The sequence below is a fragment of the Nocardiopsis coralliicola genome, assembly GCF_054779695.1.
The window spans coordinates 233,880-248,908 of the sequence record NZ_BAAGXT010000004.1 but is presented as its reverse complement, the minus strand read 5'-3'; the positions used below and the strand labels follow the sequence as shown (position 1 = coordinate 248,908).

The window sequence follows — 15,029 nt, the reverse complement described above, 5'->3', positions numbered from 1 at the left end:
GCCGCAGGGCGGCGCGCCGCCGCGCAGGCGGCGCAGCAGGCGGCCGGGCGCCGTCAGCGGCCATCGGCCGGCGCGTGCTCGCGGTGCCGCTCGGTCCCGGTGCCGGGCCGGGGCGCGTCCGGGAAGCTGTAGTCCGGCAGCAGCGCACCGACCTTGTCGGGGCCGGCGAACCGGAATCCCAGCCGCGCGCCGAGGCTGACCACCGGCAGCGAGACGCGCATCGCCTGGTCGCGCAGCCAGAGTCCGGCCGGGCCGGTGCGGGGGGCCAGCAGGGCGGTGCCGGTCTCGCCCACCCCCTGGGCCGCCTTGACCACCTCGCGCATCACCCGCTCGTAGGCGGGGAACGCCCAGGCCGGGTCCCCGTCGGCCTGGACGAGTTCGCCGGCGAGGACGTAGGCCCCGGCGAGCGCGAGCGTGGTGCCCTCGCCGCTCATCGGGTCCGGGCAGTAGGCGGCGTCGCCCACCAGCGCGACCCGACCCGCCGTCCAGGCGGGCATCCGGATCTGCACGCTGGGGGCGACGTGGAGGCTGCCGCCGTCCGCCGCGCGGATGCGGCGCAGCACCTCGGGGACCTCCCAGTCGGCGCCGGCGAAGGTGCGCTCCACGTAGTCCAGGAGCTCGCTGCGGCTCTGCCCGCGGGCGTCCGCCGGCGTGTGCTCCCGGACCAGGAACGTGGCCTCCAGCTCGGTGTTGCCGGGGAATGTGGTGAGCGCGATGCCGCGCTGCGGCCAGGTGCGGACCATCATCCGGTCGTGCAGTCCGAGGTAGTTGCCGATGGCGGTGATGGCGAGGTTGGTGCCGAGGAAGCGGGCGTAGCGCTCGCGCGGCCCGAAGGCGAGTGAGCGCACCATGGAGTTGATGCCGTCGGCGCCCACCACGAGGTCGAAGTCGCGCGGGCGGCTGCGCTCGAAGGACACCCGGGTGCCGCCGGCCCGCTGCTCGATGGCGGTGACGCTGTCGTCGAAGATGTACTCGGCGGAGTCGGCGGCCAGGCTGTCCACCGCGGCGTAGATGTCGCCGCGGCGCACCGCCAGCGTCGCACCGGCCGCGTCGGGCTGGGCGGGGAGGGTCGCCTCGCGGCCGTGCTGCCCGACGAGCAGGGTCGGGTTGGGCAGCGGGCCGCCGGCCTGCCGGATCCGCTGGCCCACCCCCATGCGGTCGAGCATGTCGACGCCGGTGCGCCCGAGTTCGATCCGGTGGCCGGCCTCGCGCTTGGCGGGGGCGCGCTCCACGATGGTGGGCGCGAACCCAGCGCGCAGCAGCCAGTGGGCCAGGGCGGGGCCGGCGATCCCGCCGCCGGAGATGAGTACGGTTCGCTGTGCGGTGTTCATGCGCCCAGCGTGCGCGGGCCCGCTGACGGTCGGCGTACCCGCCGCTGACGGGCGGTGCGGGAAGGAGCTAGGCGGTGGCCGGGCGCCGTTCCCGTACGTCGACCAGCAGGCCGCCGCGCGGGCGCATGGCGGCGAAGCTGGTCGGCCGGATGCTCTGCGCGGGGAGGTGCAGCACGGTGCGGGAGAGCAGCCGGGCCAGCATCACGGTGAGCTCTGTGGTCGCGAAGGCGGCGCCGATACAGCGGTGCGGGCCGGCCGAGAAGGGCAGGTACTCGCTGGGCCGCGGCGCGCGGCTCCCCTCGGACGGAAGCCAGCGCTCGGGGCGGAACTCCAGCGGGTCCTGCCACAGCTCGGGGAGGCGGTGCGTGACGTAGGGGCTGTAGAGGAGCATCCGGCCGGCGGGCACCCGGCGTCCGGCGAACGTGAAGTCCGCGATGACCTTGCGCGCCGAGACCACGGCCGGCGGGTAGAGGCGGAGGGTCTCCCGGACCACCCCGTTCAGGTAGGGCAGGCGCGGCAGGTCCTCTGCGCCGGGCCGCCGGCCGCCGAGCACCTCCTGCACCTCCGCGGCCGCACGCTCCCACACCCCAGCGGTGCTGAGCAGTGCATACACCGCCCAGGCGGCCGCGGCGCTGGTCGTCTCGAATCCGGCGGCGATCAGGGTGACCGCCTGGTCGCGGGCTTCGGCGTCGGTCAGGCCCCGGCCGTCGCCGTCGCGGCCGTGTACCAGTGCGGCGAGCACGTGGTCGTCGGCGCCGGCGCCACCGGTCCGCACCCGGGCGATCTCCTCGGCGATCCGTGCGTCCACCCGGGACCGGGCCGCCATCGCGCGCCGCCAGTGCGGGGTCCGCAGCCGCCGCTTCCACTCCACGCCCTGCGGCAGGCCGTCGACCAGGTCCAGCAGCACCTGGAGCTGGGCGCCGAAGAAGTCGGCGTCGGCGGCGAGCCGCGCACCGAACAGCGCGCGCACCGTGCTGCGCCGGATCGCCGCGCGCAGCTCCTGGTAGACGTCGACCCGCTGCCCCGGGCGCCACCGGTCGAGGGCGGCGTCGGCGCTGGCGGCCATGGTGTCGACGTAGCCGCCGATCCGGCGGTGGTGCAGGGCCGGCTGGACCAGGCGGCGCCGGCGCTTGTGCTCCGCCCCGTCGCTCACGATGAGCGACGTCGGGCCGTCCACCGGCACCAGCCCCGCGAACGCCTCCCGCCAGCGGAACAGGTCGGAGTTGGCGAAGACGAAGGCGTTCGCCTCGGGACCGAGCAGATAGACGTATCCGCCCGCGCGCAGCACCGGGCCGCGGCGGCGGTAGCCGGCCAGGAGGAGTTCGCCCGGGCGGTAGTGCACCGTGCGGCCATGCCACTGCGGTGCTGCGGGCGGGGGCGGGGTGCTGCGGCGGACCGTGCTCATGGACCTCTCCCAGATCGCTACACCTGTAGCGTACTACGGTCCGGTGCGGGCGGTCAGCCCGCGGGGACGGCGCCGTCCACCGCCGCTTGCACCGCCCGCCGCAGCCAGTCCCGGCCCTCCCCGAGGAACGGCCGGGCGAGGGCGTCGTAGAGAACGCCGTCCAACTGTGCGAGCAGCAGCCGGGCGGTCTCCTCCGGATCGGGCGTGCCGGAGCCGCGCATCGCCGCCGCCGCGCGGTCGAGGAAGCGGCGGTTGGCCGCCTCCAGCGCGCCGGCCAGCTCCGGCCGCCGCGCCGCGTCCAGGTACAGCTCCAGCCGGGCCCGCGTCCGGGTCCGCGCCGGCCCGAGCCAGTAGGCGAGCAGGTCGGTGAGCCCGTCGACGAGGAGTGCGCGGTGCGCTGCCGAGCCGCGGTCCCAGCTGTGGGCCGGCAGCTGCCCGAGTGCCGCCTCGTCGAGCTCGACCAGGCGGTCGAGGACCCCGCCGAGCAGGGCGATCCGCGTCCGGAAGCAGCTGCTGGTGCTGCCGGACGGCAGCTCGGCGGCGGCGTCCACCGCGCGGTGCGTCAGCCCGCGCAGCCCCTCGTCAGCGATGATCCCGATCGCCGCATCGGCGGCCCGCTGCTGGCGGGGCGTACGCCCGCTTCCCCCGGTCTGCATGGCGCTCAATCTCGCCGATCCGCGCGCCGCGTGCAAGCTGCCCGGGTATCCGGGGCCGCCGGACCTGCGCGGATCTGCACCGTCAGTGCGGCTGCCGTGCGCGGGCCGGTGCGGTCCACAGGCCCAGGGGCCGGGCGAGGAGCACCAGGGCGACGCAGAGTGCGGCGCAGCCCAGGCCGAGCCAGAGGTTGCCGTACTCCGCCGCGATGAGCGGGAACGAGGCCGTCACCAGCCCGCCCCCGATGAAGGGGCTGACGAACGGCGCGCGTAGCGCGAAGGCGCGGTAGGCGTTGGTCTTCATCTGCGGGTCGGCCACCCTGAGCAGCATCATCCCGATCGCGACGACGCCGGTCTGCGTGCCGAACTGGGCGATCGAGTTCTCGGCCCAGTCCTCGCGGAAGACGCGCGGCCCCACGTAGGAGTAGATCAGCACGCTCACCACCGCCATTGCGGCCATCACGATGGTCAGCGGAAGCCAGTTGGCGAGCATGACCGGCACCGAGAGCGACGCGATGGCGGAGACGACGAGGAAGTCCAGGGCGATTCCGGCGATCGAGTTGAGGGTGGGCTTGTCGACCAGCGCGTAGAGCCGGGTCCGGGAGATGGCGGCCTGGACGACGAGGCCGCCGAGCATCGCCAGCGGGAACAGCGGGACCCCGGTGACGACGCGGTCGAGCAGCTCCTTGGCGACATAGCCGATCAGGATCGCCAGCGCGATGAGGCAGGCGTGGAACGCCAGGTTGCTCAGGGCGGAGGTGTGCAGCCGGCTGCGGGCCGTCTGGGCGTCGTCCGCCTCCTCCAGGATGTCGGAGCGGCTCTCCTGCGGTGCCGCTGCGGCGCCGGCCAGGTGCCCCCTCCGTGCGGCGATGTTGAGGAGCACGGTCCCCATCACGACGCCGTACACGAGGCTGACCGTGGCCGCGAACAGCGCCAGCGAGCTTCCGTCGGCCCAGCCCAGGCCGCTCCACACCTCCTTCATTCCGGCGGCGGTGCCGTGCCCGCCCGACCAGGACGCCTCGAAGATGGTGGAGAAGAGCGGGTCGGTGCCGAACACCGGGCCGAGGAGGAAGTAGACCAGCAGCGCCGGGATCGCCACCTGCACGAAGCTGCTGAAGTAGGACATCCAGATCTGCGGGCCGGCCTCCTGCGCCGCCTGCCGCAGCGAGGGGATCCGCTGTCCGAGCAGCATCGGCGCGAACACCACCGCGATGAGCACCCCGGCCATGGCCGACCACGTCGCCGACATCTCCGCGGGGACGATCCCCAGGAAGTACTGGCCGCTGAGGAGCCCGAGAATGCCGCCGACCAGGGCGGCCGGCAGGAAGAGCCGCTTCACCGCGGGGACGAGCATCCGCACCAGCATGCCCAGCACGAGGAACACGCTCAGGCAGAGGGCGGAGAAGAGCAGTGCGTTCAGTGCGGCGTCATCGAATTCCATGAGCTCCGGCATCGGAGGACTCCCTTCGGGGGGCTGCTCGGGGTTAGGGAGTGTTTTTGAAGGCTTCCGTCAGGCGAGCGGCCGTCCAGGCAATCTCTCGCAAGTCCGCTGTGCGAAGTTAAGCCTGGTTTGGCTTTTCGAGTGCAGCGGCGCAGCGAGAGGCAGCCTGGTGGTCGCGCAGCCAGGAATGGTTCAAAAAACACGACCTAGGGGATGCGGCTGAGCGAGAACGGCGTGAGGGCCGGCGGCGCCGCGCCCGAGCGCAGCAGCTCCGCGATGGCGCGCGACGCGGCGGGGAGCAGGGCCCAGCCGTGGCCGGTCCACCCGGTGGCGAGGTAGAAGCCCGGTGCGCCGGGCACCGCGTCGATGAACGGGATCTGGTCCACGGCCGCGGTCTCGGGGCGGGACACGTGCACCGAGACGCGCTCGAGTGCGCCGGCCCCGGGAAGGACCGCTTCGAGTTGGGCGATGTTGCCCCGGACGTTCTGCTCCACCGGTTCTGCGCGCCCCGTCGCGGGGTCGAACCTGCCCCGCCAGCCGCCGCTGAGCTGGATGAGGCCGCCGTCCATCGCCTTGGCCGACAGGAGCCGGCTGTCGTGGCCCAGCAGCACGGGCAGGTCGACCGGATGCTCGGGCCGGAGGAGGACGACCTGCGGGTAGACGGTCCAGGCCGGCAGGGCGACGCCGAAGCTCTCCCGGAGCATTCCCGGCACGGCCGCGTTCGCTGCCAGCAGGACAGCCCGCTCCGCCTCGAACACCTGCCCGTCGGCCGCGGTCACCGCGGCGCGGCGGCCGGCCTCCCGCGGCCGCAGCCCCACCGCCCGGGTGCCTTCGCGGACCGCGGCGCCGTGCTTCTCCGCGGCCGCAGCATAGGCGCGGGTGGTCGCGTACTGGGCGGCGACGCCGTCATCGGCGACGTAGAGCCCGGCCCGCACGTTCTCCGAGATCCCCGGAACGGCCGAGCGCACCTCTTCCGCCGACCACAGCTCCGTGGCGAGTCCGAACCGGGTCTGCGCCTGTGCGTGCGCCTCGGCCGCGACCAGCCCGCCCTTGCCGCCCACCACCTCGTTCTCGATGGCGGACAGCGATCCGGTCCGGACGTAGCCGGTCGGGGCTCCGAGCTCCTCCGCCAGGCCCGGCCACAGCGTGTGGGCCTCACGCAGGAGCGGCAGCTCCCTTAGGTCGCGCCGGTTGCCCCGCACGCCCCGCTTGCCCGGACCGCCGGAGGCGCCCCCGCCGATCTCGCCGGCCTCGAGTACCGCGGCGGAATGGCCCCGCGAGGCGAGGTGGTAGGCGACCGCGCAGCCGTAGGCGCCGCCCCCGACGATGACGAACTCGAAGCTCATGTCCCTGCCTTCCGCTGCCGTCTCCGGCGTTGCTGTGATGCGGAGCACTGTAGGAGAGCTTTCATTGTTCGTCAATGTGTTGGAAAATTTTCACGCGGCGCCGGGGCTGCGTCGACGCGCCGCGCCGGCGGTGCTTGAATGGCGCCAGCGCGGCGCGCGGCGGGGACCTCCGGGCCGCAGCCGACCGGGATTGGGGAGTGGAGGGCGGAGTGGCCTCGGTGGATGAAACGCGCCCGGCGCAGGAACGGGGCGAACTCACGCCCGGCGAGCGCGACGTCGCGGCCCTCGCCGAGCAGGACCCTCTCCGCTTTGCCACCAGCACCGCAGCCGACATCGCGCGGCGCGCCGGAACGAGCGAGGCGACGGTGACCCGGGCGGCCTACAAGCTCGGCTTCGAGGGGATCAAGGACTTCAAGCAGCACTGCGCGAGCCGGGCGGAGCGGGGGCGGGGGCTGGGCGCCGTGATCCGGTCGCGGCTGGACTCGCTCGGCGAGCGCGAGGGGGAGCAGCCGCACCGCAGCACCGCCGAGACCGTGCTCACCGCTTCGGCTGAACTGCTGCTGCACTTCGCCCAGACGCTGGACGCCGGCGAGTTCGCGGCCGTCGCCGACCTGGTCGATGCGGCGCCGCGCACGGTGGTCCACGGCCTCGGCACCGGGTTCCACGTGGCCGACTACCTGCGTCTGGGGCTGGAGCGGATCGGTCGCCGGGCCTGGTCCATGTCGGGCAGCGGCCACGCACTGGCCGACGACGTCAACCGCCTGGACAGCGGCGACCTGCTGGTCATCGTGGCCCCGCGGGTCCTGCTCGCCGACACCGAGAACCTCATCGGGGAGGCGGCCGGCCGCGTTGCGCACACCGTGCTGCTGTCCCAGGTGCGGCCCCCGCGGCGGCTCCTCGGCAGCGTCCGCCACCTCGCGCTGCCCGGCACCGCCGACTCGCCGGCCTCGGAGGTCACCGGGGCGTGGGCCCTCGCCGACGCGCTCGTCGCCGAGTTGGCCCGGCGGGACCCTGCCGCGGCCATAGCCGCCAGGAACGACGTGCAGCGGCTCCGGGACGCCTTCTCGCCCGGAGCCCGGGCGCGGCAGCGCAGGTGATGCCGGCGGACCCCGCCCCCGCGAGGGGTCCGCCGGCAGGCCGCGCGTTCAGCGCGTTGCGGGCAGTTCGGCGGCAGAGTCCTGTCCGCAGTCGCCGTCGCCGTCGCCGTCGCCGTGGCCGTGGCTGTCGCCGTCAGCGCCGCCGCCGGGCGGCCCGTCCGGGCCATCGCCGGCGTGGGGGAGGGGAGCCGCCGGTGGTGCAGCGGCGGTGGCGCGCTCGTGCTCGCGCAGCCAGCGCACCAGGGAGGCCGCGACCAGGGCCAGAACGGCGATGAGCGGGAACGCGGTCACCACGGACAGGGTCTGCAGCGCCTCGACGCCGCCGGCCGACATGACCGACACCGACACGGCGGCCAGTACCAGCGCCCAGAGCATGCGGTTGGCGCGGGCGGGCTCGACCTCGTTCGGCAGGTCCTTGGAGGTGGCCGAGCCCATGATGTAGGAGGCCGAGTCCAGGGTGGTGGCCAGGAAGATCATCAGCAGCGCCAGGAACAGCGCGGTGATGAGGCCGCTGAGCGGGAAGGCCTCCAGCGTCACGAAGATCGCTTGGACGGCGCCCTCGGCCTCCAGAGTGTCGGCGATGGGGGCCCCGCCCAGTTCGAAGGCCATGCCGGCGTTGCCGAGCAGGGCGAACGCCAGCCAGCAGCCGAGGCTGCCGAACCCGCACATGCCGATGATGATCTGGCGGACCGTCCGGCCCTTGGAGATCTTGGCGCAGAACATGCCGACGAAGGGGCCGTAGGAGATCCACCAGCCCCAGTAGAAGACGGTCCAGACCTCCTCGAAGCCCGAGCCGCCGACCGGGTCGGTGTAGGTGCTCATGCGCAGGATGTTCTGTGCGAGCATGCCGAGGCTGTTGGTGAAGGTGTCGAGGATGAACACCGCGGGGCCCAGCACGAGGATGAGCAGCCCCAGCGCCGCGGCCAGATACAGGTTCAGGTTGGCCAGCCGCTTGAGGCCGCGGTGCAGGCCGAAGAAGACGCTGGCGCCGAACAGCAGCGTCCACAGTCCGATCACCGCCGTGTTCAGGGCGGTGGTCGCCTCGACTCCGAGCATGCGGGAGGCGCCCTCGGAGACGGCGGGGACGGCCAGCCCGAGCGAGGTGCCGGCGGCGCCGATCATGCCGAGGACGAAGAGGACGTCGATGAGCCGGCCCGCCCAGCCGTCGACCCGGTCGCCGAGGACGCCCCGGCACGCCTCGCTGAGCCGCAGCCGGCGCACCTTGCGCACGTGGTAGGCGTAGGCCAGCGCAAGCGAGGGGACGCAGAAGACCGCCCACGCGGTCAGGCCCCAGTGGAAGAGCGGGTAGGTGGCGGCCCATTCGGCGGCCTCGGTGCTGCGGGCCTCAAGGCCGTAGGGCGGCTCCGTGTAGTAGTGCGCCCACTCGATGATGCCCCAGTACATGAGGCCGCCGCCGATCGCGGCGGTGAAGAGCATGGCCAGCCACGTGGGCGTGGAGAACTCGGGGCGGTCCTCGGCGGCACCCATCTTGACGGAGCCGAAGCGGCTGCACGCCAGCCAGACGAGGAGGGCGGCCAGCCCCAGGACGAACCAGATGTAGACCCATCCGAAGTCCGACTCCAGGCGCTCCAGCACGCTGCCCAGGACGCGCTCGCCCGTTGCCGGGGCGACCACGAAGGGCGCGGTGAAGCCCACTACGAGGATCAGGGACGGCCAGAAGACTTTGGGATCGATGTTCCAGCGGATGACGCGCATCACCTCCGATGTCGGGATCACAACCTCCCCAGTGCTACTCCGTTGCGATTGACTAATCAAACAGTCAGAAATCGCAACACGGTGGACCGGGGTGTCCTAGGGCACTCGTTCTCCGGGGGGTAACCGCACGTCAAGAGGTGTTTTGCGCATCTGTGTGCTGGTGTTTTGCTCCTTCTATAACGAAGTCGCAACCCGTGTATCCGTTGCGATAATCGCTAGACCGACCGCTCGGCCACCACGGCCGGGCCGGCGGTGGGCGGGTCGTTGCCGGCGGCCCTGCGGCTGCGGCGCTGAGGCCGGAGCTCCGCCCCGGGCTCGCGCTCCGCTGTGCCGCGGCCGCGCCGGTGCGGGATCCGGTCAGGCATCCTCGGTTCCGGCGGAGACCAGGTCCAGGCCGATCTCGCGCTCCCGGATCGCGCGGGCGGAGGACTCCGGGAGGCGGTCGTCGGTGATTACCCGGGAGAAGCCCTCCAGCGGCGCGACCTTGAACGTCCCGAAGGTGCCGAACTTGTCGGCGCCGGCCACCAGCAGGGACATGGATGCGGCGGCCATTGCGGCGCGCTTGACCGCGACCTTCTCCCGGGAGGGCGTCGTCGATCCGCGGTGCAGGTCCCAGGAGCTGGTGGACATGAAGGCGATGTCGATGTTGAACTCCGCGATGGCCTGGGCGGCGATGTCGCCGACCGCCGAGCGGTTCTCCCGGTCGATCCGCCCGCCCACCAGGAACAGGTCCACGCCGGGATGGTCGGTCATCGACGCCGCCGTGGTGAGGTCGTTGGTGATGACCGTGAGCCCCGGAACCTCCCACAGGCAGGGCACGAGCTGGCCCAAGGTGGTACCCGCGTCGAGGTAGAGCGTCTGGCCCTCGCCGACCAGTGCGGCCGCCGCGCCGGCCATCGCCCGCTTCTCAGCCAGGTCCACCCGCGACTTGTCGCGGTAGGAGGGCTCGGAGCGGACCTGCGCCGCGAGCGCGACCCCGCCGGGGACCGAGCGCACCCGGCCCTCCTCCTCCAGCGTGGTGATGTCGCGGCGCACCGTCATGTGCGAGACGCCGAGGATGTCGCACAGCTCTTTGACGCTGAGCACGTTCGCGCCGCGCAGCTCCCTCAGCAGGAGTTCGCGCCGTTGTGCCGGGATCATGGCCCTCCTTCGTGCTCTGGCCGGAGCAATGGTAGCGAGTGTTACCGAATGATACCAAGCGTGATAATAGTTGACTCGCGTGTTCCGCTGTTGTTAAACAGGGCGGGTCGCTGCCGTGATGCGGCGCACACGCGCTCCCTGCGGCGCGAGAGAGGAAGAACCATGCACCCCACCACTGCGGAGCCCCCGCCGGCTCCGGTGCGCTACGCACTCACCGGAGCGCGCGGCGGCTTCGCCCGCACGCTGCTCGCCCAGACCCTGCACATCCCCGGGATGCGCCCGGCCGTCCTGTGCGACCTCGACCCCGAGGGTGCCGCCGCCCTCTGCGCCGAGCTCGGCTACCCGCCCGAGTCCCTGCGGATCTGCACCGACCCGGCCGACCTGGCGGCCCTGGACAGCGGAGAGACCGCTGTCGTCGGCGACACCGCCCTGCTCGGCGCCGCCGCCTTCGACGTGCTCGTCGAAGCCACCGGCAACCCGCGCGCCGGCGCTGCCGCCGCACGGGCGGCCATCGAGTCCGGACGGCACGTCGTGATGGTTTCCAAGGAGGTCGACTCCGTGGCCGGAGTCGCCCTGGCGGCCCTGGCGCAGCAGCGCGGCGTCGTCTACACCCCCGGCCTCGGCGACCAGCCGGCCAACCTCATCGAATGGGCCGAGCGCGCCCGCTTCCTGGGCCTCGACATCGTGGCGATCGGCAAGTCCGGTGAGTACGACCTGGTCTACGACCCAGCCGACGGGCACGTGTCCTACCTCGACCAGCGGATCGAGGCCCCGGAGCTGGGTGCGCTCCTCGCGCTCGGCGACGACGTGCCCGCCACGCTGGCCGCCCGGGCGCAGGCCGTCTCCGGCATCCGGCGCGCGGCAGCCGCCGACTACTGCGAAATGGCCGTGGTGGCGAACTGGACCGGACTGCCCCCGGACACTGAATCGCTGCACTACCCGGTCGTGCGCACGGCCGAGCTGGCCGACGTCTACACGCCGGCGTCCGGCGGGGGCATCCTCGGCCGCACCGGGGTGGTCGACGTCTTCACCGTGCTGCGCACGCCCGACGAGGCGTCCTTCGCCGGAGGGGTCTTCGCCGTCGTCCGCACCGGCGATCGGGCCTCCTGGGAGATCCTCGCCCAGAAGGGCCACGTGGTCTCCCGCTCGGGCGAGTACGCCTGCCTCTACCTGCCCTACCACCTGATGGGGGTCGAGACCCCGCTGAGCATCTACCGGGCCGTCCACGGCGCAGCGGCGGGCGCCCGGCCGCCGCGCCTCCGCGCCGTGCTCGCCGGGCGCGCCGCCGAGCCGCTCCGCGCCGGCACGGTGCTGGACATGGGCGGGCACCACCACGAAGTGGCCGGGGTGCGCCCGGTGCTGCTGGACGCCGCCGACGCGCCGCCCGGCGCCGCGCCGCTCTACCTCGCCGCCCACGCCACGCTGGCCCGCGACGTGGCCCCGGGCGCACTACTGCGCGTGGACGACCTGGACGCCCCCGACGGCGACCTGCTCGCCCTCTGGCGCGCGGGCGCCGAAGACTCCCCCCTGGACCGGAGAAGGGCCTGACATGCCCGAGATCTACACCCTGCTGGCGTTCCTCTGCGCCGTCGTCCTGCTAGTGCTGCTCATCGCCCGGTTCAAGGTCCATCCGGTGGCCACGCTGTTCATCGTGGTCATCGCGCTGGGCCTGGTGCTCGGGATGGGCGGGACCGGCGCAGTGGAACTGGTCAAGGAAGGCTTCGGCAGCACGCTGGCCGACGTCGGCCTGCTCATCATCTTCGGCTGCGTGCTCGGCAAGCTGCTGGAGCTGAGCGGCGCGGCCATGAAGATCACCGAGACCGCGCTGCGCATGTTCTCGGAGAACAAGGTGCCGTGGGCGATCGCCCTCGCCTCCACCGTGCTCGGCATCCCGCTCATCGCGGACACCGCGGTCGTCATGCTCATCCCGATCGTCTCCGCCCTGGCCTACCGCACGGGCATCTCGATGATGAAGCTCGGCCCCATCCTCTACCTCGGCGCCTATGTGATGACCTCGGTCGTCCCGCCCGGCCCCGGCCCGCTCGCCTCGGCGTCCCTGCTGGAGGTCAGCATGGGCGAGGCGATCCTCTACGGCCTCGCCGTCGGGGTCCCCGGGGTGGTCGCCGCCACCCTGTACCTGTCCCGCATCAAGACCCACGTCGAGCCCAAGCCGGAGTTCGTCACCCACCTGGCCGGCGGGGCGGGAAGCGGCGCGGAGGATGGCGGCGGCCCCGCGGCCGAAGGCCGGGACGAGGCGCCGCGCGTCTCCCTCTTCGGCGCCCTCGCCCCGATCCTGGCCCCCATCGTCTTCATCGTCTCGGCGTCGCTGCTGGCACCGGTTCTGCCCGAAGGGTCCTGGGTCACCGGGACCGTGCTGTTCCTCGGCGAACCCACCACGGCGCTCTTCCTCGCCTGCCTGCTGGCCCTGCCGCTGTTCCGCGGGCGCTGGAAGGACAAGGCCACGCTGAACGACCTCTTCGAGACGGGGCTGCGCATCGCCGCGATGCCGCTGGCGCTCACCGGCGTCGGCGGGGCACTGGCCACCATCATCCGGGAGACCGGCGTGGCCGAGGGCGTGGCCGGCGCGATCGAGAGCACCGGACTCTCGCCGGTCGTCATCCCGTTCCTCGTCGCGGCGGCCGTGTGCACGATCACCGGCTCCAACATCCTGGGCGTGATGACCTCGGCCGCCATCATGCAGCCCCTCCTGCCGACGCTCGACCTGCAGCCGCTCGTGGTCTACCTCGCGTGCGCCACCGGTGCGCAGATCATGAAGCATGCGAACTCGTCGGGCTTCTGGGTCACCACGACCCTGTCGAACCTGACGGTGGGCCAGGGCATCCGCTCGATCGGCATCGCCTCGGCCCTCTCCGGCGTCACCGGCTTCGCCGTCCTGAACATCCTCATCGCGACCGGAGCCCTCTGACCGGCAGGGCGGCGGACGGCCTCCCGGCCCCCAGCCGGGGCGGGAGGCCCGCGGCTCCCTGCACGACTGACCACCCTGGAGCACACATGGCCGTTCTCGGCGCCATCGCCGACGACCTCACGGGCGCCACCGACCTGGCGATCACCCTCACCTCTGCCGGATTCAGGACCACCGTGGTCCTCGGCGCGGACGCGGCGGCCGGCGCCGTTCCCGCGGAGGCGGACGCCGTGGTCGTGGCCCTGAAATCGCGCACCGCTCCCGCCGCCGAGGCGGTCGGCGCTTCGCTGCGAGCGCTGGAGCGACTGCAGAGCGCGGGGTGCGAGCGGTTCTACGTGAAGTACTGCTCCACCTTCGACTCGACGCCGCAGGGCAACATCGGGCCGGTGGCCGAAGCGGTGCTGGACGCGCTCGGCGAGCAGACCACCGTCGTCGCGCCGGCCTTCCCGGCCAACGGGCGGACCGTCTACCGCGGGCACCTGTTCGTGGGCGACGACCCGCTCGACGAGTCGCCGATGCGGCACCACCCGCTCACCCCCATGGCGGATTCGAGCCTGCCCCGGCTGCTCGCGCCGCAGATCAGCGGGGGAGCGGCCGCCATCGCCCTGATCCCGTGGCCGGCCGTCGCACAGGGGCCCGAAGCCGTCCGCGCGGCCATCGACCGGGCCCGGGAGGGCGGCGCGCGGTTCGTCATCGCCGACGCCCTGACGGACGCTGACCTCCAAACCCTGGCCGAGGCCGCCTCCTCCCTGCGTGTCCTGACCGGAGGGAGCGCCCTGGCCCAGGGGCTGACCGGCCCCCGGGGGCCGGGCGGTGCCGCCTGGCAGCTGCCCGAAGGGCCGCGGGTGGTGCTCTCCGGCAGCGCGTCCCGGGCCACCCAGGGCCAGGTGCGCCACGCCCTCGGCGAGGGCGCGGGCCGCCACCTGCGCGCCGCGGACCTGCGCGCCGACTTCGACGGAGCGGTCTCCGCTGCCGTCGCGGCCGCGCTCGGATCACACGCCCGGCCCTTCGTCGTGTACGCGACAGCATCCCCGGACGACGTCACCGACGCCGCGGACGCCCCGCTCATCGAGGAAGCACTCGCGTCGGTCGCGGAGCGCCTGGTGGCGGCGGGGGTCCGGGCGCTGCTGGTGGCCGGGGGCGAGACCAGCGGAGCGGTCGTCCAGCGGCTCGGGGTCGAAGCGCTCACCCTGGGGCGGGAGGTGGATCCGGGCGTCGCGTGGACCCGCGGCCACCGGACCGGCGGCGACATCCACCTGATGCTGAAGTCCGGCAACTTCGGCGCCGAAGACCTCTTCACCCGAGCGTGGCAGGGCGCCCTGTGAGCGCGCAGGCCAGCGAGGCAGCCCGGCGCCTCTGCGCAGCCGGCGCCCGCGCAGTGGAGCTCGGACTCAGCCCCGGCGCCTCCGGAAACGTCTCCGTGCGCGCCGGCGGACGGACGCTGATGAGCCCGACCGGGGTGCCGCTGGGTGAGCTGGAGCCCGGCCAGCTGGCCGTCCTCGACGCGGACGGCGCGCACATCGGCGGCCCTCCGCCCTCCAAGGAGTACCCGCTGCACCTGGCGCTCTACGGCCGGGTGGAAGAGGCGGGCGCCGTGATCCACCTGCACTCCCCGCAGGCGACCGCGGCGTCCTGCCTGCCCGCCTGGTCGGCCGCCTCGGCCCTGCCGCCGATCACCCCGTACCTGGTGATGCGCGTCGGCCAGGTGCCGCTGATCCCCTACGCGGCCCCGGGCAGCGACCGGCTCGCCCGGGCGGTGGCCGACCGGCCGGGGCCCTTCCGCGCCGCGCTCCTGGCCAACCACGGCTCCCTGGTGGCGGGGGCCGGTCCGGACGCCGCCCTCGCGGGTGCGATCGAAGTGGAGGAGGCCGCTCGGCTGGCCGTCACCCTCCGCGGCCAGGACTTCGCGGTCCTTGCTCCGGAAGACGTCCGCGAGCTGACCGAGCGGTACGGGACCGACTGGCAGGACTGAAGCGC

The 15,029-nt window shown here is 73.4% G+C and carries 12 protein-coding genes; 5 read left to right on the top strand and 7 right to left on the bottom strand.

The window, feature by feature from the left end:
* Positions 1-53: 53 nt before the first annotated feature.
* From ACYVGT_RS05585 to ACYVGT_RS05565, 5 genes are all read right to left on the bottom strand, one after another.
* Positions 54-1,331: an FAD-dependent monooxygenase gene (locus ACYVGT_RS05585; protein WP_460855323.1), complete on the bottom strand. Its 1,278-nt coding sequence runs from the start codon at positions 1,329-1,331 to the stop codon at positions 54-56.
* 67 nt (positions 1,332-1,398) lie between these two features.
* The gene (locus ACYVGT_RS05580) at positions 1,399-2,736 is read right to left on the bottom strand and encodes a cytochrome P450 (RefSeq protein WP_460855322.1); all 1,338 of its coding nucleotides are present in this window, start codon (positions 2,734-2,736) and stop codon (positions 1,399-1,401) included.
* A gap of 53 nt (positions 2,737-2,789) precedes the next feature.
* The gene (locus tag ACYVGT_RS05575; protein WP_460855321.1) at positions 2,790-3,392 is read right to left on the bottom strand and encodes a TetR/AcrR family transcriptional regulator; all 603 of its coding nucleotides are present in this window, start codon (positions 3,390-3,392) and stop codon (positions 2,790-2,792) included.
* 82 nt (positions 3,393-3,474) lie between these two features.
* Positions 3,475-4,842 (bottom strand): sodium/glutamate symporter, encoded by a 1,368-nt coding sequence (locus ACYVGT_RS05570; protein ID WP_460855320.1) that lies wholly within the window; start codon positions 4,840-4,842, stop codon positions 3,475-3,477.
* Positions 4,843-5,036: 194 nt separating this feature from the next.
* A complete protein-coding gene (locus tag ACYVGT_RS05565) occupies positions 5,037-6,176 on the bottom strand; it encodes an NAD(P)/FAD-dependent oxidoreductase (protein WP_460855319.1) in 1,140 nt (379 codons plus the stop codon).
* Between the two features lie 218 nt (positions 6,177-6,394).
* On the opposite strand from ACYVGT_RS05565, the gene ACYVGT_RS05560 reads away from it, so the two are divergent.
* A complete protein-coding gene (locus ACYVGT_RS05560; RefSeq protein WP_460855318.1) occupies positions 6,395-7,273 on the top strand; it encodes a MurR/RpiR family transcriptional regulator in 879 nt (292 codons plus the stop codon).
* A 48-nt stretch (positions 7,274-7,321) separates the two neighbouring features.
* Here the strand turns inward: ACYVGT_RS05560 and ACYVGT_RS05555 are convergent, their stop codons facing one another.
* Positions 7,322-9,010 (bottom strand): BCCT family transporter, encoded by a 1,689-nt coding sequence (locus ACYVGT_RS05555; RefSeq protein WP_460855317.1) that lies wholly within the window; start codon positions 9,008-9,010, stop codon positions 7,322-7,324.
* A gap of 336 nt (positions 9,011-9,346) precedes the next feature.
* Entirely contained in the window at positions 9,347-10,129 is a 783-nt protein-coding gene (locus ACYVGT_RS05550; protein ID WP_460855316.1) for a DeoR/GlpR family DNA-binding transcription regulator, read from the bottom strand.
* A gap of 162 nt (positions 10,130-10,291) precedes the next feature.
* Between ACYVGT_RS05550 and ACYVGT_RS05545 the strand changes: the two genes are divergently transcribed.
* From ACYVGT_RS05545 to ACYVGT_RS05530, 4 genes are all read left to right on the top strand, one after another.
* On the top strand, positions 10,292-11,677 hold the full coding sequence (locus tag ACYVGT_RS05545; protein ID WP_460855315.1) for a homoserine dehydrogenase: 1,386 nt from the start codon (positions 10,292-10,294) through the stop codon (positions 11,675-11,677).
* A 1-nt stretch (position 11,678) separates the two neighbouring features.
* On the top strand, positions 11,679-13,055 hold the full coding sequence (locus ACYVGT_RS05540; protein WP_460855314.1) for a GntP family permease: 1,377 nt from the start codon (positions 11,679-11,681) through the stop codon (positions 13,053-13,055).
* Positions 13,056-13,141: 86 nt separating this feature from the next.
* Entirely contained in the window at positions 13,142-14,377 is a 1,236-nt protein-coding gene (gene otnK, locus ACYVGT_RS05535) for a 3-oxo-tetronate kinase (protein WP_460855313.1), read from the top strand.
* Complete coding sequence (locus tag ACYVGT_RS05530; protein ID WP_460855312.1) at positions 14,374-15,024, top strand: class II aldolase/adducin family protein; 651 nt, start codon at positions 14,374-14,376, stop codon at positions 15,022-15,024. The genes otnK and ACYVGT_RS05530 overlap by 4 nt, the downstream gene beginning before the upstream one ends.
* The last annotated feature ends 5 nt before the right edge of the window (positions 15,025-15,029 follow it).

Excerpts from the sequence above, each read along its gene's own strand:
- ACYVGT_RS05585 (WP_460855323.1), bottom strand. The coding sequence starts at position 1,331 with ATGAACACCGCACAGCGAACCGTACTCATCTCCGGCGGCGGGATCGCC.
- ACYVGT_RS05580 (WP_460855322.1), bottom strand. The coding sequence starts at position 2,736 with ATGAGCACGGTCCGCCGCAGCACCCCGCCCCCGCCCGCAGCACCGCAG.
- ACYVGT_RS05575 (WP_460855321.1), bottom strand. The coding sequence starts at position 3,392 with ATGCAGACCGGGGGAAGCGGGCGTACGCCCCGCCAGCAGCGGGCCGCC.
- ACYVGT_RS05570 (WP_460855320.1), bottom strand. The coding sequence starts at position 4,842 with ATGCCGGAGCTCATGGAATTCGATGACGCCGCACTGAACGCACTGCTC.
- ACYVGT_RS05565 (WP_460855319.1), bottom strand. The coding sequence starts at position 6,176 with ATGAGCTTCGAGTTCGTCATCGTCGGGGGCGGCGCCTACGGCTGCGCG.
- ACYVGT_RS05550 (WP_460855316.1), bottom strand. The coding sequence starts at position 10,129 with ATGATCCCGGCACAACGGCGCGAACTCCTGCTGAGGGAGCTGCGCGGC.
- ACYVGT_RS05545 (WP_460855315.1), top strand. The coding sequence starts at position 10,292 with ATGCACCCCACCACTGCGGAGCCCCCGCCGGCTCCGGTGCGCTACGCA.
- ACYVGT_RS05540 (WP_460855314.1), top strand. The coding sequence starts at position 11,679 with ATGCCCGAGATCTACACCCTGCTGGCGTTCCTCTGCGCCGTCGTCCTG.
- otnK (WP_460855313.1), top strand. The coding sequence starts at position 13,142 with ATGGCCGTTCTCGGCGCCATCGCCGACGACCTCACGGGCGCCACCGAC.